11 protein-coding genes are annotated in these 18,224 nt (G+C 52.0%); 4 read left to right on the top strand and 7 right to left on the bottom strand.

Translation table 11 applies throughout. The annotated features are described in order from the left end of the window. Positions 1-207 precede the first annotated feature (207 nt). A complete protein-coding gene (rpoC, locus tag DQM29_RS15825) occupies positions 208-4,431 on the top strand; it encodes a DNA-directed RNA polymerase subunit beta' (RefSeq protein WP_111741579.1) in 4,224 nt (1,407 codons plus the stop codon). A gap of 162 nt (positions 4,432-4,593) precedes the next feature. Here rpoC and DQM29_RS15820 read toward each other — a convergent pair whose 3' ends face one another. From DQM29_RS15820 to acs, 3 genes are all read right to left on the bottom strand, one after another. Beyond that, complete coding sequence (locus DQM29_RS15820) at positions 4,594-6,249, bottom strand: cation acetate symporter (protein WP_111741578.1); 1,656 nt, start codon at positions 6,247-6,249, stop codon at positions 4,594-4,596. Next, positions 6,246-6,557 carry a DUF485 domain-containing protein gene (locus DQM29_RS15815; protein WP_111741577.1) on the bottom strand — a complete coding sequence of 104 codons (312 nt, stop codon included), beginning with the start codon at positions 6,555-6,557 and terminating at the stop codon, positions 6,246-6,248. The genes DQM29_RS15820 and DQM29_RS15815 overlap by 4 nt, the downstream gene beginning before the upstream one ends. A 143-nt stretch (positions 6,558-6,700) precedes the next feature. Next, positions 6,701-8,659, bottom strand: coding sequence for an acetate--CoA ligase (gene acs / locus DQM29_RS15810; RefSeq protein WP_111741576.1), 1,959 nt, complete (start codon positions 8,657-8,659; stop codon positions 6,701-6,703). Positions 8,660-9,500: 841 nt separating this feature from the next. Between acs and gltP the strand changes: the two genes are divergently transcribed. The 3 genes from gltP (at position 9,501) to DQM29_RS15795 (ending at position 13,011) form a co-directional block, all read left to right on the top strand. Further along, the gene (gltP, locus tag DQM29_RS15805; protein ID WP_111741575.1) at positions 9,501-10,811 is read left to right on the top strand and encodes a glutamate/aspartate:proton symporter GltP; all 1,311 of its coding nucleotides are present in this window, start codon (positions 9,501-9,503) and stop codon (positions 10,809-10,811) included. Positions 10,812-11,028: 217 nt separating this feature from the next. After that, positions 11,029-11,637, top strand: a complete 609-nt coding sequence (locus tag DQM29_RS15800; RefSeq protein WP_111741574.1) for a TetR family transcriptional regulator — start codon at positions 11,029-11,031, stop codon at positions 11,635-11,637. Positions 11,638-11,667: 30 nt separating this feature from the next. After that, positions 11,668-13,011, top strand: a complete 1,344-nt coding sequence (locus DQM29_RS15795) for an MATE family efflux transporter (protein ID WP_111741573.1) — start codon at positions 11,668-11,670, stop codon at positions 13,009-13,011. Here DQM29_RS15795 and DQM29_RS15790 read toward each other — a convergent pair. The 4 genes from DQM29_RS15790 to DQM29_RS15775 form a co-directional block, all read right to left on the bottom strand. Further along, positions 13,008-14,897: a diguanylate cyclase domain-containing protein gene (locus DQM29_RS15790; protein WP_111741572.1), complete on the bottom strand. Its 1,890-nt coding sequence runs from the start codon at positions 14,895-14,897 to the stop codon at positions 13,008-13,010. The two genes, DQM29_RS15795 and DQM29_RS15790, sit on opposite strands and share 4 nt — an antisense overlap. Before the next feature lie 95 nt (positions 14,898-14,992). Further along, positions 14,993-16,873: a diguanylate cyclase domain-containing protein gene (locus tag DQM29_RS15785; protein WP_111741571.1), complete on the bottom strand. Its 1,881-nt coding sequence runs from the start codon at positions 16,871-16,873 to the stop codon at positions 14,993-14,995. Positions 16,874-16,968: 95 nt separating this feature from the next. Beyond that, positions 16,969-17,292 (bottom strand): AzlD domain-containing protein, encoded by a 324-nt coding sequence (locus tag DQM29_RS15780; protein ID WP_111741570.1) that lies wholly within the window; start codon positions 17,290-17,292, stop codon positions 16,969-16,971. Next, positions 17,289-18,020, bottom strand: a complete 732-nt coding sequence (locus tag DQM29_RS15775) for an AzlC family ABC transporter permease (protein ID WP_111741569.1) — start codon at positions 18,018-18,020, stop codon at positions 17,289-17,291. The genes DQM29_RS15780 and DQM29_RS15775 overlap by 4 nt, the downstream gene beginning before the upstream one ends. Between the last annotated feature and the right edge of the window lie 204 nt (positions 18,021-18,224).

Genomic DNA, 18,224 nt, shown 5'->3' with positions numbered 1-18,224 from the left:
CGCTTAACCCCTTAAACGGCAGTTTTGTAGTTTAAGACAGGTTTATACCCAATGGATTTCGAGTTGCTTCGAGGCGGCAAGTGAGTGAATCCCGATGAGCTTACATAAGTAAGTGATTCGGGTGAACGAATGCAGCCAACAAAGAAGCAGCTTGAAAGACAGCGGGTATAAGTGCCCAACAGGTTTAACTCCGACAGGAGCCGATCCGTGAAAGACTTATTGAAGTTTCTGAAAGCGCAAACCAAGACCGAAGAGTTTGACGCCATCAAAATCGCTCTGGCCTCGCCAGACATGATTCGTTCCTGGTCTTTCGGCGAAGTGAAGAAGCCGGAAACCATTAACTACCGTACGTTCAAACCTGAGCGTGACGGTCTGTTCTGCGCCCGTATTTTCGGGCCAGTAAAAGACTATGAGTGCCTGTGCGGTAAGTACAAGCGCTTAAAGCACCGCGGCGTTATCTGTGAGAAGTGCGGCGTTGAAGTGACCCAGACCAAAGTGCGCCGTGAGCGCATGGGCCACATCGAGCTGGCGTCTCCGACCGCTCACATCTGGTTCCTCAAGTCGCTGCCGTCTCGTATCGGCCTGCTGCTTGACATGCCTCTGCGCGACATTGAACGCGTACTGTACTTCGAATCTTACGTTGTAGTCGAAGGCGGCATGACCAATCTGGAAAAGCGCCAGATCCTGACTGAAGAGCAGTATCTGGACGCGCTGGAAGAGTTCGGTGACGAATTCGACGCCAAAATGGGCGCCGAAGCCATTCAGGCTCTGCTCAAGAACATGGATCTGGAGCAGGAGTGCGAGCAGCTGCGCGAAGAGCTGAACGAAACCAACTCAGAAACCAAGCGCAAGAAGCTGACCAAGCGCATCAAGCTGCTGGAAGCGTTCATTCAGTCCGGCAACAAGCCTGAGTGGATGATCCTGACCGTTCTGCCGGTTCTGCCGCCGGACCTGCGTCCGCTGGTTCCGCTGGACGGCGGTCGTTTTGCGACTTCCGATCTGAACGATCTGTATCGCCGCGTGATCAACCGTAACAACCGTCTGAAGCGCCTGCTCGATCTGGCCGCGCCGGACATCATCGTGCGCAACGAAAAGCGTATGCTGCAAGAAGCAGTAGATGCCCTGCTGGATAACGGTCGTCGCGGTCGTGCGATCACCGGTTCTAACAAGCGTCCTCTGAAATCTTTGGCCGACATGATCAAAGGTAAACAGGGTCGTTTCCGTCAGAACCTGCTCGGTAAGCGCGTTGACTACTCCGGTCGTTCTGTAATCACCGTGGGTCCATACCTGCGTCTGCACCAGTGCGGTCTGCCGAAGAAAATGGCTCTGGAACTGTTCAAACCGTTCATCTACGGCAAGCTGGAACTGCGTGGCCTTGCCACCACCATCAAAGCCGCTAAGAAAATGGTTGAGCGTGAAGAAGCTGTCGTTTGGGATATCCTGGACGAAGTTATCCGCGAACACCCGGTACTGCTGAACCGTGCACCGACTCTGCACCGTCTGGGTATTCAGGCATTTGAGCCGGTACTGATCGAAGGTAAAGCTATCCAGCTGCACCCGCTGGTGTGTGCGGCATATAACGCCGACTTCGACGGTGACCAGATGGCTGTTCACGTGCCGCTGACGCTGGAAGCCCAGCTGGAAGCGCGCGCGCTGATGATGTCTACCAACAACATTCTGTCTCCTGCTAACGGTGAGCCTATCATCGTTCCGTCTCAGGACGTGGTGCTGGGTCTGTACTACATGACCCGCGACAAGGTGAACGCCAAGGGCGAAGGCATGGTGTTGAACGGGCCGAAAGAAGCCGAGCGCGTTTACCGTGCCGGTCACGCTGAGCTGCACGCTCGCGTTAAGGTTCGTATCACTGAATACGTTAAAAACGCCGAAGGCGTAATGACGGAAAAAACGGGCCTGGTGGATACCACCGTGGGTCGCGCCATCTTCTGGATGATCGTACCTAAAGGTCTGCCTTACTCCGTGATTAACCAGGCGCTGGGCAAAAAAGCCATCTCCAAGATGATTAACACCTGTTATCGCATCCTGGGGCTGAAGCCTACTGTTATTTTTGCTGACCAAACGATGTATACCGGCTTTGCCTATGCGGCTCGCTCTGGTGCGTCTGTAGGTATCGACGATATGGTGATCCCGGCTAAGAAAGCGGAAATCATCAACGAAGCCGAAACCGAAGTGGCGGAAATTCAGGAGCAGTTCCAGTCTGGTCTGGTAACCGCTGGCGAACGCTACAACAAAGTCATCGATATCTGGGCTGCCGCTAACGAGCGCGTCGCCAAGGCGATGATGGAAAACCTGTCTTCTGAAACCGTTATCAACCGTGACGGCGAAGAAGAGAAGCAGGTTTCCTTTAACAGCATCTTTATGATGGCTGACTCCGGTGCCCGTGGTTCTGCTGCTCAGATCCGTCAGCTGGCCGGTATGCGTGGCCTGATGGCGAAGCCGGACGGCTCCATCATCGAAACGCCGATCACGGCAAACTTCCGTGAAGGTCTGAACGTACTCCAGTACTTCATCTCCACGCACGGTGCGCGTAAAGGTTTGGCGGATACCGCGTTGAAAACCGCGAACTCCGGTTACCTGACTCGTCGTCTGGTTGACGTGGCGCAGGATCTGGTCGTTATCGAAGACGACTGCGGCACCTACGACGGTGTCACCATGACGCCGGTTATCGAAGGTGGCGACGTTAAAGAGCCGCTGCGTGAGCGCGTACTGGGCCGCGTAACGGCTGAAGACGTACTGAAGCCGGGCACTGCCGACATTCTGGTTCCGCGTAATACGCTGCTGAACGAGAAGTGGTGTGACCTGCTGGAAGAGCACTCTGTTGACATCATCAAGGTACGCTCTGTCGTAACCTGTGATACCGACTTCGGCGTGTGTGCTAACTGCTACGGTCGCGACCTGGCTCGTGGTCACATCATCAACAAGGGTGAGGCCATCGGCGTTATCGCTGCACAGTCTATCGGTGAACCGGGTACACAGTTAACCATGCGTACCTTCCACATCGGTGGTGCGGCATCCCGTGCTGCGGCAGAGTCCAGCATTCAGGTGAAGAACTCCGGTAGCCTGAAACTGAAGAACGCCAAGTTCGTGGTTAACGCAGCCAACAAGCTGGTGATTACTTCTCGTAACACTGAGCTGACGCTGATCGACGAGTTCGGTCGTACCAAGGAAAGCTATAAAGTGCCTTACGGCGCAACGCTTGCCAAGGGCGACGGTGCCAACGTCACTGGCGGTGAAATGGTCGCTAACTGGGATCCGCATACCATGCCGGTTGTCTCAGAAGTGGGCGGTTTCATTCGCTTTACCGATATGGTTGACGGTCAGACCATCACTCGTCAGACCGACGAACTGACCGGTCTGTCCTCTATCGTGGTTCTGGAAGGCGCAGAGCGTACCGGCAGCACCAAGGATCTGCGTCCTGCGCTGAAGCTGGTTGATGCTAAAGGTAACGACGTACTGATCCCTGGTACCGACATGCCTGCACAGTACTTCCTGCCGGGTAAAGCCATTATCCAGCTGGAAGACGGCATTGAAATCAATCCGGGTGATACTCTGGCGCGTATTCCGCAGGAATCCGGCGGTACTCGCGATATTACCGGTGGTCTGCCGCGCGTTGCTGACCTGTTCGAAGCCCGTCGTCCGAAAGAGCCTGCTATTCTGGCAGAAGTCAGCGGTGTGGTTTCCTTCGGTAAAGAGACTAAGGGCAAGCGTCGTCTGGTGATCACGCCGATGGACGGCAGCGATCCGTACGAAGAGATGATTCCAAAGTGGCGTCAACTCAACGTGTTTGAAGGCGAACTGGTAGAGCGCGGCGACGTGATCTCCGACGGTCCTGAAGCACCGCACGACATTCTGCGTCTGCGCGGCGTCCACGAAGTGACCCGTTATATCGTCAACGAAGTGCAGGAAGTGTATCGCTTACAGGGCGTTAAGATTAACGATAAGCACATCGAAGTTATCGTTCGTCAAATGCTGCGTAAGGGCACCATCGTGCATCCGGGCAACACCGAGTTCCTGGAAGGCGAACAAGTGGAATACTCCCGTATCAAGATTGCTAACCGCAGTCTGGAATCGGAAGGCAAACTGGGAGCGTCCTTCGCTCGCGACCTGCTGGGTATCACCAAGGCCTCTCTGGCGACCGAGTCCTTCATCTCTGCGGCATCGTTCCAGGAAACGACCCGCGTGTTGACGGAAGCGGCCGTTGCTGGCAAGCGCGACGAACTGCGCGGCTTGAAAGAGAACGTCATCGTGGGTCGTCTGATTCCGGCAGGTACCGGCTATGCCTACCACCAGGATCGCATGCGCCGTCGCCATATAGAAGATATCGCTTCAGCACCGCAGGTAAGTGCAGAAGAGGCATCAGCTAATCTGGCGGAACTGCTAAACGCCGGTCTGGGCAATAGCGACGACGAATAATCGACGCAGCCTCTAGGCGAACGTTCTAAAAGACAAACACCGGTCGATTTATCGACCGGTGTTTTTTTTAACTGAAATACTTAAGTACTAATGAAAAAAACGCCAGTTCATATATGTAGACTGGCGCTTTTGTTTTGTTACAGGGCCTTGCTCAAAAGAACGCTAGTGAGAAACCCCTCCGGATGCGCCATAGCCCGTTTGCGAACGAATAAACTGTGGATCGAACAGCAGCCTTTCCTGAACCGCGTTTTCCGAGGTGTCAGTGACGGAGAAGAACCAGGTGCTGACAAAGGCAATCAGCATGGAGAACAGCGCTGGGTACTCATAGGGGTAGATAGGCTTGGTGTGGCCGAGGATTTGCACCCAAATTGTAGGCCCAAGGATCATCATGGTCACCGCGCTTAAAAGCCCCAGCCAGCCACCGATCATAGCTCCCCGAGTGGTTAGCTTTTTCCAGTACATGGACAGAATGATAATCGGGAAGTTACAGCTGGCGGCAATGGAGAAGGCAAGCCCTACCATGAACGCAATGTTCTGCTTCTCAAACAGAATGCCCAGGCCGATGGCGACAAAGCCGAGCACCACCGTGGTGATTTTGGATACCTTAAGCTCGTCGCGCTCTGTGGCGGCTCCTTGCTTAATGACGTTAGCGTACAGGTCATGGGAGACCGCAGACGCTCCCGCCAGCGTTAATCCGGCAACTACTGCCAGAATGGTGGCAAAGGCAACCGCCGAAATAAAGCCTAGGAAGAAGCTGCCGCCAACGGCGTTGGCCAAGTGAACCGCCGCCATGTTGGTACCGCCGATCAGCGCGCCTGCTGCATCCTTAAAGGCTGGGTTGCCGCCTACCAGGAAAATCGCACCGAAGCCTATGATAAAGGTCAGTATATAGAAATAGCCGATAAAGCCCGTGGCGTAAAACACACTCTTACGCGCCTCTTTGGCATCGCTCACGGTGAAAAAGCGCATGATGATGTGCGGTAGGCCTGCGGTACCAAACATCAATGCCAGCCCAAGGGAAAGTGCCGATATCGGATCCGACACTAGCCCGCCGGGGCTCATAATGGCAGCACCTTTCGGGCTCACCTTAATCGCCTGTACGAACAGCTCGTTAAAGTTGAAGTTGACCGACTTCATCACCATGATAGCCATAAAGCTGGCGCCGGATAGCAGCAGCACTGCCTTGATGATTTGTACCCAAGTGGTAGCCAGCATGCCGCCAAACAGCACGTACAGCACCATCAGAATGCCCACCAGAATCACCGCGACGTGGTAGTTGAGGCCAAACAGCAGCTGGATAAGCTTACCCGCACCCACCATTTGCGCTATCAGGTACAGCGCCACAACCACTAGCGAACCGCAGGCAGAAAGAGTGCGGATCTCCTTTTGCTTTAGTCGATAAGAGGCAACGTCGGCAAATGTATAGCGCCCGAGGTTTCTCAGCCGTTCGGCGATTAAAAACAGAATAATCGGCCAGCCGATAAGAAAGCCAATCGAGTAAATCAGGCCGTCGTAGCCGGAGGTATAGACCAGCGCGGAAATGCCTAAAAACGAGGCGGCAGACATAAAGTCGCCAGCGATTGCCAGGCCGTTTTGCAGGCCGGTGATCTTTCCTCCAGCAGTGTAGTAGTCAGCGCGTGAACGGGTTCGCTTTGAGGCCCAGTAGGTAATGTAGAGCGTCAGGCCGACAAACAGAACGAACATCACGATGGCTTCGACGTTTAGCGGCTGACGCTTGACCTCACCGGTAACGGCATCGGCCAGCGCCAGCGGCGCGGTCAGCAGCGTGAGCAGCGCAAGGAGCAGGCGGTTTTTCATTGGTGAGCCTCATTCAGTATTTGAGCATTCAGCTCGTCAAATTCCCGGTTGGCGCGGTACACGTAAATGCCGGTTAAAATGAAGGAAGCGATGATAAGCCCCAGACCAACGGGAATACCCCGTGTGATGCTGGAGCCTTCGAAGAGCGGCGTGCCTAGCCACTGTGGTTCAAAGGCGATAAGCAGAATAAAGCTAACGTAAAGGGCCAGCGTAATGGCCGACAGCGTCCAGGCAAAGTTATCGCGCCGACGCACCAGTTCTTTAAAACGCGGGTTGCTCTCAATCCGTTGATAAATCTGTTCGTTCATAGGAGCATCTCCTGTGAGATAGACTCGCCATACGCCAAGCCGCGCGGGCGTTGCCCGACCAAGCCTTCCGGCTCAGCCGTTTTCGCGCAGCCTGAATTATGTAGAGCAAAACGGTTGAATGTCGCCGCGCAAGGCGGCGCAAACTATGAAGCCGCTTTCATTGACGCTTTCTCCTGCAGCAGCTTTTCTACAACGCCGGGATCGGCCAGAGTTGAGGTATCTCCCAGGTTGCTGGTGTCGCCATCGGCGATTTTCCTGAGTATGCGACGCATGATCTTCCCTGAACGCGTTTTAGGCAGGGTCTGCGTCCAGTGCAGAATGTCGGGTGTAGCAATTGGGCCAATTTCTTTACGTACCCACTTGATGACTTCATCGTAAAGTTCATCGCTGGGCTGTTCACCGTGATTCAGCGTGATATAGGCATAGATTGCCTGCCCCTTGATGTAGTGGGCGATGCCGACCACTGCCGCTTCGGCAATTTTGGGGTGGGAGACCAGCGCCGATTCAATTTCGGCGGTGCCGAGGCGGTGGCCGGAGACGTTGAGCACGTCGTCAACGCGGCCGGTGATCCAGTAGTCGCCGTCTTCGTCGCGTCTGGCGCCGTCGCCGCTGAAGTAAAAGTTCTTGAAGGAAGAGAAGTAGGTTTGCTCAAACCTGTCGTGATCGCCAAACAGCGTCCGCGCCTGACCGGGCCAAGAATCGGTTATTACCAGATTACCTTCACAGGCGCCGTCCAGAATTTTACCGTCGTTGTCTACCAGCGCGGGCTTAACGCCAAAGAACGGCTTGGTGGCGGAACCTGCTTTTAGTTCGGTAACGCCAGGCAGGGGAGTGAGCATAAAGCCGCCGGTTTCCGTCTGCCACCAGGTGTCCACGATAGGGCACTTGCCGTTGCCAATGGTGTAGTAGTACCACTCCCAGGCTTCTGGGTTAATCGGCTCGCCGACGGAGCCCATAATGCGCAGGGAGTCGCGACAGGTGCCTTCAATCGCGAGATCGCCCTGAGCCATCAAAGAGCGAATGGCGGTTGGTGCGGTATAGAGAATGTTAACCTGATATTTATCGACGATTTTCGCCATTCTGTTCGGTTCTGGCGATGTGAGCACCCCTTCAAACAGCAGCGTAACCGCACCGTTGCTCAGCGGGCCGTACAGGGCATAGCTGTGGCCGGTGACCCAGCCCATATCGGCAGTACACCAGTAAATATCGCCGTCGTGATAGTCGAATACGTACTTGAACGTCAGGGTTGCATAAACCAGATAGCCGCCGGTGGTGTGCAGTACGCCCTTTGGCTTCCCGGTTGAGCCGGAGGTGTAGAGAATAAACAGCGGCGCCTCTGCCGACAGTTCAACCGGTGGGCAGTCGTCTTCAGCCCGTTCGAGCAGTTCGTGCCACCACAGGTCGCGGTTCGGATGCCAGGCAATGGCGCCGCGAGTTCTTTGGAAGACGATGGTGTGCTCAACGCTGTTAACGCTGGGATTCGCCAGCGCGTCGTCCACGTTCTTCTTCAGAGGAATAGTTTTCCCGGCGCGCAGTCCTTCATCAGCGGTAATGACTAGACGCGCATTGGAGTCGATAATGCGCCCGGCGATGGCTTCAGGAGAGAATCCGGCAAAAATAACCGAGTGGATAAGGCCAAGTCGGGCACAGGCCAGCATGGCGACGGCGGTTTCCGGCACCATCGGCATATAGATAGCAACCACATCGCCCTGTTTTAGCCCTAGCGACTTGAGCACGTTGGCGAAGCGGCAAACGCGCTGATGAAGCTGGCGATAGGTGATAGTCTGAGTTTCCTCACCGCTGTCGCTTTCCCACAGTATGGCCGTCTGTTCGCCGCGCTCGGCGAGATGGCGATCTAGGCAGTTGGCAGACAGGTTTAGCGTGCCGTCCTCAAACCAGCGAATGGAGACGTTTCCCGGCGCAAAGGAGGTATTTTTGACCTTCTGATAGGGCGTTATCCAGTCAACGGCTTTCCCCTGCTGGCGCCAGAACGTATCGGGATCCTCCACGGACTGCCGATACATCGTTTCATACTGCTGCCTGTTTATTAATGCATTGTCCGCAATGGCTGCAGGAATGGGATGTTTATGAACAGCGCTCATTATTGACCCCTCAAAATTGTTAACATTATGTAATTTAGTTGTTGAATAATAATTGCGCACATTTCAGATCTCTTTTTTGCGCGGAAGATCACGCTTCTTCACAGTGAATAATGACGAAACGGGCGTTTTAAGAGGATTTATCCAAACTAAAGGACTGATATTCACCCTAATGTCATTCTTTTATGCTGAATCGATACGCAGAGAAAGAAAGGGGGTAAAAGAGAAAAGCCTGCGGCTAACATAATGAATAAAAAAGCGTTTATCTTGAATGCAGTGGAGAAACGCTTAACGTATGTAAAGTAGGCAGACATCATGTGAGGCGCTGATAAATTTCACTACAACGCAATTTTTATATTCGGTTTTCGGCGGTTAGAGCAAAAATCTTTATCTAAGATAAAATTTGTGAAATCAGGCGTATATGGTGACCTCTCTTACACTTAATGAGTACATAGAAAAAATGACAATATACAGAAGATATTTATTTTTAAAATTAATGAGTTAATTAACATATTTCCACACTGTTTTACTTATCCTCGTTAACATCATTAGCGACTTTTTAGCTAAAAACCCCTCTTCCATTTTTATAGGCCAGATAGCCATATTCACGCCGGTTTCTCAGTATTTTCATCTGAATTGCAGCCGTTACGTAAAGAAAAATGTAATTTTGCTTCATAAAGTGCTAAAAAGAGCGCCTGCATTTTTTTGTTCGCAGATTTCTATCCACAATGTTGCAAAAGAGGAAGACCTATTTCAGGAGAGCATGAGGCTCAGATAAAAAGGCCTGATTGACAGGCGGCGCCCATCTGGAGGCGTTCAATGAAAGTGAAGGAAATTGAGTTATATGAAAGGTTTTAAAATTAGCTTAGCCTGGCAGATTGTTATCGCGCTGATCCTTGGAGTCATCGTTGGCTCCGTCATGCACGGTGCAGAATCTGTTGATTGGCTGGTCATCAACTTCTTTAAGCCTGCGGGCGATATCTTTATCCGCCTGATTAAAATGATTGTCGTGCCTATCGTGGTTTCCACGCTGGTGGTCGGCATTGCGGGCGTTGGCGACGCCAAAAAGCTTGGCCGCATCGGGCTGAAAACCATTATTTATTTCGAAATCATCACCACCGTCGCCATTATTATTGGCCTGACGGCGGCTAATGTTTTTCAACCCGGTCACGGCATTGATATGTCCCAGCTTAGCGCGGTAGACATTTCTCAATATAAGGCCACCACCGAAGAGGTTCAGAGCGGCGCACATAGTCTGGTAATCACCATTATGTCGCTCATTCCTACCAATATTTTTAAGGCGCTGGCGTCCGGTGAGATGCTGCCGATTATTTTCTTCTCGGTGCTGTTTGGTCTGGGCCTGTCTTCCTTGCCGAAGGAGACGCGCGCTCCACTGCTGAACGTGTTCAGATCGATGTCTGAGACTATGTTCCGCGTGACGCACATGATCATGAACTATGCGCCCGTTGGTGTGTTTGCTCTGATTTCCGTGACCGTCGCTACCTTTGGTTTCTCATCGCTGATCCCGCTGCTGAAGCTGGTGCTGCTGGTGTATGCTGCGATTGTGTTCTTTGCGCTGGTGGTGCTTGGCCTCGTTGCGAGGCTTTGTGGCCTGCGCATCTGGACGCTGATCCGCATCCTGAAGGATGAGCTGATTCTGGCCTATTCGACCGCCAGTTCTGAAACGGTATTACCGCGCATTATCGAGAAAATGGAAGCCTACGGTGCCCCGAAGGCCATTACTGGCTTCGTGGTGCCTACCGGCTATTCGTTTAACCTTGACGGATCTACTCTGTATCAGAGCATTGCGGCGATCTTTATTGCACAGCTGTACGGTATCGAGCTGTCGCTGATGCAGGAAATCACTCTGGTGCTGACGCTGATGGTGACCTCCAAAGGTATCGCTGGCGTGCCCGGCGTTTCCTTCGTGGTGCTGCTGGCGACTTTGGGCAGCGTGGGCATCCCACTAGACGGCCTGATGTTTATTGCCGGCGTAGACCGCATTATGGATATGGCTCGTACCGCACTGAACGTGGTCGGCAACGCGCTGGCCGTGCTGGTTATCGCCAAGTGGGAACGCCAGTTCGATGTGAAGAAGTCCCGCGAGTACGAACGTGAAGTGCTTGGAAAGGGGCGTTCAGAGGCTGAAGCTTAATCGACAATCCTTTGCCCTCTCGATTGAAAAATCTGAACCCCGCGAAAGCGGGGTTTTTTCATTTTTCTTCCAGCCAAGTTCAACCAAATCCTGACTGCTCACTTTTATCGGTGAAGAAAGTATTAGATCTTTGACCAACGTGTGGGTAATATGAGCGTCTGTTCAAATTGAACAATTGATCAAAATTTAAAAATAGAAGAAAAGAGAGAGTGTAGCGATGTCCTATATGGCAAAAGACGAACGGCGCGCAGCGATTGTTGACGCGGCGATGCGCGTGGCGTTAAGAGATGGACTGATGAATATCACTACCAGAAAGGTCAGCGCTGAAATGAACGCCGCCACGGGGATTGTTCATCACCACTTTTCTTCAACGGCGGATTTGAGAAGAGAAGTCTTCCAGTATTTCGTTCAGGAAGAGCATCGGCGCGCCTGTGAGCGCATTCAGGGGATGACTCCTGCTGCACAGCTGCTCTCCCTACTGGACTACTCAGGGAGCACAGCGGACGACCCCGATTCCCGCCTTTGGAATGACGCCTGGACAGAAGCGGTGCGCAACAAGACGTTTGGCGAGGTTTACGCCCAGTCACTGCTTTTGCTGCACGGAGAGGCGGTTCGCGTTATTGAAGAAGGGTGCCGCAGCGGCGCGTTTCACCCTGACCTCAGCACTGAAGACGTGTCGGCCAGAGCGTGGCGGCTGATGTCCGTAGGCTTTGGCGTGATAGCCATATTTGATATCAGCGCTGACGTCCTGCTGCCCGCCACGGCAACGAGCCTGCTGAAAAACGGCATTATCAACGAATTTGGCGCCGATCCGGCGTCGTTTTAAGTCTCAAATGAGACGTTATGTAGGTGAAGTATGTCTGACACACGCATAGGGGCGCAGTTCGCCCGTTATGCCGTTCCTGCGCTGATCGCAATGCTTGTGAGCGGCACTTATCAAATTATTGCCGGTATTTTCGTTGGTCGCTACATCGGCAGCGATGGCCTAGCGGCGATCAATCTTGCATGGCCGATGGTGGGCGTTTTGCTCGCGGTCGGGCTGATGGTGGGTATTGGCATCGGTAGCTACGTTTCCCTTTCTCGCGGCGCGGGCAAGGCGGCGCTGGCAGCATCCTATATTGGTCAACTGCCTCTGCTGATTATTATTCCCGGTCTGCTGCTTAGCCTAGTTCTGTACTACGGCGGTAGGGCAATGCTGTCTCTTCAGGGGGCAGAAGGGCAGGTGCTTAGCTACGGCTATGACTTCCTTAAGGTGATTGCCTTTGGCGCACCGCTGGTGCTCGGCAGTATTGCGGTGCCCTACCTGATGCGAAACCTGAATGCTCCACGGCTGGCAACGATGTTTATGGTGATCGGGGCGCTGATGAACATTGCGCTGGATTACCTGTTTATTGTCGTTTTGCACCTAGAGCTGCTGGGTGTCGCTTTAGCGACGCTGATCGCCGAATCGACCGCCATGATACTGGCGCTGTGCTATGTGTTTAGCCGCCGCAGTCCGGTAAGGCTGGCGATAAGCGATTTTAAAGTACGCGGCGATCTGTGCTGGAAAATCTGCAAAAATGGCTCATCAAGCCTGTTTATGTACATTTATCTCAGCTTGACCATCGTGGCCTATAACTTCATGTTCTTGCGGTACGGCAGCGTGATTGAAGTGGCGGCGTACGCGGTTATCGGCTATCTGCTGACGTTTTACTATCTGCTGTCAGAAGGGCTGGCTCACGGCATGCAGCCGCTGGTCAGTCGATTCTTTGGCGCTCGAGATGCGGTATCTTCCGGCAAGATTTTAAAGCTGGCGATGACCTACAGCGTTGGCTTCGGTGTGGTGTACACCTTGGCAATGCTGCTGTTCCCAACCACCTTTTCTGACTTCTTTGCCGGAGACGATCGCGCGCTGTCTGAGGCTATTGTGGTGGCGATTCGGCTATCGCTGTTTATGCTGTTCTGTCAGGGATTCTTTGTGATAACAGAAGCTTTCTTTCAGTCCATTGGCGAAGGCCACAAGGCGCTGATTATTACTATATGTAACGTACTTATTCAGCTGCCCTTTCTGTTTATTTTGCCGAGGTTTCTCGGCACGGCGGGAATCTGGCTGGCGATGCCGATATCGGCGATTGTTTTGGCTATTCCGGTCATTTTCCTGCTGATTAAGCAAATTAGGCTGATGAATCTCCAGCTCAGTGAGCCGGAGGTGGCTGCCTAGTCACCAATAAGCTCAAGGCGGAAGGTGCCTTTTCCCTGCTGTTTAACTTGATACATTGCCTTATCCGCGCTGGAGAGAAGTATCTCCGGCGTCAGGGCGGGTGTATTGCGGGCGATGGCAACGCCAATGCTCATGCTGAGCCTGACGGAGATACCGTTGATTTCGCTTTGCTCCGCCAGCCTGTCGAGTATCCTCTGGCTGATGGTTTTGGCAATGTCGTCAGGGCGCTCTGTATGGGTCAGTAGGATAGTAAATTCATCCCCCGCCAGCCGTGCGGGGATATCTTCTAGCCTGACCGCACTGCTGATCGTGGAGGCGGCACTTTTTAGCACCCGATCGCCGAAGTCGTGACCGTAGACGTCGTTAAGCTGCTTGAAGCCGTCCAGATCGAGAAAGAACAGCCCAATCCAGGGGTGTGCTTCCCGATCCTGTAGCAGTGAGTTAAGGGTACTAAGAAATGAGCGACGGTTTGGCAGCCCGGTCAAAATATCGTGAGAGGCTTCAAAAATCAGCGTCTCTTGCAGCTGCTTCAATTCCGTGATGTCCAAAGACAGGATGTAGAACTCACCGTGATCGAGGTCGCTGTGGGGAATCAGCGTTGTTTGAACGTGTTTGGCACCCTGACGCGTTAGCAGCCGGTGTTCAAAAGAGACTCGTTTACCGGAGACGGCTTGGGCTAGATAGCCATTGGCTTTTCGAAAGCTCTCTTCGCCAATCACCTCAGGCATAAATTTTCCGGCAGCGGCAAAGCCAAACCAGTCTTCATAGGTTTTGTTGCTGAAGGTGTAGTAAAGCCGATGGTTCACACAGCTGATAAGTGCGGGAACGTTGTCGGTAATCTCTTTTAAGCGCTCTTTTTCCAGATTGAGCAGCGACTGCGTTTCAATACGCTGTTCTACCTCTTCGTTAACCAGATGCAGCGTTCTTTCCAACTGCTCGGTTCTCTGCTTAACGCGCACTTCCAGCTCGTCGGTAAGCTGGCGCAGCTCCGTTTGAGCAGCGACCTTATCGTTGATGTCCACCACAATGGCGATAAAGTGGTGTGGATTCCCCTGGCGGTTTTTGACTAACGATACCGTCAGCAGGATCCAGAACGCGCTTCCCTGACGATCGATATAGCGCTTTTCAATTGAGTAGGTGTCCATTTGCCCAGCGAGTAGCCCCTGTACCATATACAGGTCAGAATCCAAATCGTCAGGATGAGTGAGCTCCTGAAACGTTTTGCTCATCAGTTCCTCTTCGCGATAGTCGAGCAGATCGCAAAGCTTGGGATTGACCCGCAGCCATTCGCCGTTTAGCGCCACGCTGGCCATGCCGACCGCAGCCTGATTAAACGTCTGTTCGAACATCGACTCTGTGGTGCTGAGCGTATCTTCAACGGCTTTGGTATAGGTGGTCTCTTGCAGACTGTGAAAATATTGTTCTACCAGTCTCGCAAAATCGCTGAGGTGGTCTTGGTCCTTTTTGCTAAATCGGCGAGGCTTAGTGTCGATAATACAAAGCGTGCCTAGCGCAATGCCTTCTCTGGAATGAATTTGGCAGCCCGCGTAAAAGACGAGGTGAGGCGCTTCAATAACCGGTGGGATATCTCTAAAGCGTGGGTCTTTGCGTAAGTCTGAGATGACCAGCGTAGTGTCCTGGAGAATAGCGTGGCTGCACACCGATATGTCACGCGGCGTTTCCTGCAGTGAAAGGCCAAAGCAGGACTTAAACCACTGGCGATCTTTGTCTATCAGCGTGACCAGTGCGACAGGAACGTGAAAGAACTCCGCCGCCAGTCGGGTGATACAGTCCAGCTGCGCCGAAGGTGGCGTATCCAGAATATGCAGATCGTTTAAAATACTCAGGCGTTCCCGTTCATTAGCAGGGATCCGTGCGGGCATCATTACGCGTTCTCATAGCCGACAGTATTGCTTAGAAGTATAGTATATAAAGTCGTATTTTCACGGCAACTTCGTGATAAATTTCCTAAAAGAAAACGCTAGTTTCCCTCGATAATGCGGTAAGTCCCTCGCCCGTGGGTTTTGACCTGATACATGGCTTTGTCCGCCTGCGACAGCAACCATTCTGGAGTAACGTCCGGCCCGTTTTTACTGATAGCTACACCGATACTCATACTTAATTGAACGGGGGTTTCCCCTATGAGCTTGATGTCTGACAGCGTGTCAAGCAGGCGCTTGCAGATCTCTGCGACAATGGCCTGAGGATGGCTGTCGCAGTGAAGCAGGATGGTAAATTCATCGCCAGCCAGTCGGGCAGCGATATCTCCAGGGCGAACCGAGCGCTTTAGCACTTGGGCGACGGTTTGCAGCACTCTGTCACCAAACTCGTGGCCATGGTTGTCATTAATGGCTTTAAACCTGTCCAGATCCATGAAAAACAGCGCAATCCAATGGGGTTGCGAGCCGTGCAGCAGGCGTTGAAGGACGCCCATAAACGCCCGGCGGTTCGGCAGGCCGGTCAACGCATCGTGAGACGCTTCTGCAATCAAAGAATCCTGTAGGTGCTTAAGCTCGGAAATATCCAGCGAGAGTACGTAGAACTCTCGGCGCGACGGATCGGGGTTAGGAATCAGCGTCGTCTGGACGTGCTTAACGCCTTCTCGCGTCGTGAACTGATTTTCATACACCACTTTTTGACCGTGTATTACCAACGAAAGATAGCGTTCAGCCAGGTGAAAACTCGCTTTGCCGACGACATCGGGCACGTACTGACCAATGATTTCTGCCGGAGGAATATTGAACCAGTCGCCGTAGGTTTTGTTGGCAAACGTGTAGTGGAGGTCGTGGTTAACGCAGCTGATAAGGGCGGGAACGTTATCGGTGATCTCCTTCAGGCGATCTCTTTCAATATTGAGGAGATCGTTGCATTCGATGTTTTTCTCCACCTCTTGATTGATCAGGTTAAGCACCATTCTTAGCTGTTCAGTGCGCTCTTCTACCCGACTATCTAGCTCATCTGCCAGCTTTTTCAGGGCATTTTCTGCTTCCACTTTCTCATTAATATTCATAACAGCGCTGATAAAGTGGCTGGGGTTTCCCTGAATGTCGCGTACCAGAGATACGCTAAGCAGGATCCAGAACGCGTTTCCCTGCTTGTTGATATAGCGCTTTTCCGTCGTATAGGTATGAATACGGTCGTTCAGCAGGTCGTCTATCAGCTGAAAGCCAATGTGTAAATCATCTGGGTGGGTGACGTCAATAAAGGTCTTTTCCAGCATCTCCTGTTCGCTGTAGCCCAGCATGTCGCACAGCTTGGGGTTTACCTTTAGCCATTTTCCGGTGAGCGACACGTTTGCCATGCCTACGGCGGCCAGATTGAACGTTTGTATAAACATGGATTCACTGTTGAGCAGGCTATCCTCTATAGATTTAATATGACGGCTTTCTTCCTGATGCTGGAAATAGCGTTCAAGAATTTTTGCAAAATAGTGAAAATGCTTTTTATCTTTCTCACTAAAGTCGCGCTGCCGCCGATCGATTAAAGACAGCGCACCAAGAAGTCGGCCGGTTTTAGAATAAAGAGGATGTCCAGCATAAAATGTTATTTCTGGCAGTTCTTTGACAAAAGGGTGATGTGAATATTGCTCATTATCTTTGAGATTACAAATAATCAGCGGCGCCTGTTTCGAAAACATATTTTCAACCACGGCATGGAGGCTTTCTTTTTTATCACTGGGCTGAAAAAAAGAGTCAGACCAGTGAGGCTCACCGTTTGCTTGAGTAATGAAGGCGGCTGGAGTGTGAAAGTGGTCGGCAATAAGCGAAGTCAGACTATCCAGCTCCTCAGAGCGGATGATATGTAATGGGATAATATCAGTAAGCTGTGCAATAACGCTTTTTTCAGAAAGTTCTTGGTTCATCCCTGTACCCTTAATAGAAAAATCTATTAAGAGTATAAGGGAATAATAATATTTTTTATTGTAAAAATTACGGCTGGTGATTAAATTTTATTGCGTTAAAAATAAGATGATAATCCAGATTTTAACAGCATAAAAATAGCTAAACTTAATATCACGGAAATAAGCGTGTTACGAATGAACATTGCCAGCAATATAGAAAATACCGCGCCAATAAAATAAGGGTTCAGCGGAAAGGTTCTAAATCCGCTGTCGTTTAAAAAGATAATTGGTGCGCAAATTGCCGTCAAAATTGCGGGAATCGAAAAGCTCAGCAGCTTTTTAATCACCGGGCTTAGCTTAATCGGCAGGCTGGGTTCAAGAAAAACGTAGCGGTTAAAAAAGACAACCAGCGCTATCGTGACAATGGCAACCCAAATCATGATTTCTCTCCCGGCTTATCTCCCACGATAAGCGACGTAATCAGCCCGGCGAACATGGCAATCACGCCTGCGATGATAAGCGAACTGGGAACCTGAAAATAGCCTAGAACCACTGACAGAATGAGTGCTGTCAGTACGCAGACCAGCGTAGGCAGATTTTTTATCAGCGGCACAACAATAACGATAAAGGTTGCGGCAATGGAGAAGTCCAGTCCGTAGCTGCCTAAGTCCTCTATTTGCGTGGCGGCAACTGCACCGGCCAGCGTTGAGGCAATCCAGAATAGATAGAAAAACAGCCCAATGCCCAGCGCGTACCAGCGGTCAAAGGCTTTTTCCCGAGGCTCGCCGATCAGGGCGAAAAGCTCGTCGGTAAGCAGAAAGCCTAAAATCAGCCTCCATCGCAGAGGCAGCGGCGCAATGCGCTCGCGCATCGTCAGGCCGTAAAGTAAATGCTGCGAAGAGATAAAAAAGGCCGAGATCAGCATGGCGACTAGCCCAGCTCCCGCCTTGATCATGCCCATAGCGGCCAGCTGTGTGGCGCCAGCAAAGATAATGACAGACATGCCGACGCCCTGCGCCGCAGTCATGCCGCTTTCTATTGCCATTGAGCCAGCCAAAAGACCCCAGGGAAGCACAGCCAGACTAAGGGGCAGTATCGCAACGCAGCCTTTCACAAAACTGCGCCACGGAGAAGAAGAGAGGGCTGTGTCCGACGCTAATTCACTCATAGTGGGAAACGGAATTCCTTAATTCTTTCTGTGATGCAACTCACTATAGTGAAGGAAATTGTGTCATTCGCCAAGCTTGGCGGCGCGAGTTTTCGCCTTTTTAGCCGCTTTTGTTTTTCAAAATGCAACGCGTTTCACGAGCGCTGATGCAGGGATTTCTTCGCATAGTTGACTAGCAGTCAATTATATTATGCATTTATTGCA

Origin of the sequence: Leminorella richardii (assembly GCF_900478135.1) — a bacterium.
Taxonomy (GTDB): domain Bacteria; phylum Pseudomonadota; class Gammaproteobacteria; order Enterobacterales; family Enterobacteriaceae; genus Leminorella; species Leminorella richardii.
This window is presented reverse-complemented; position numbering and strand designations above follow the sequence as displayed.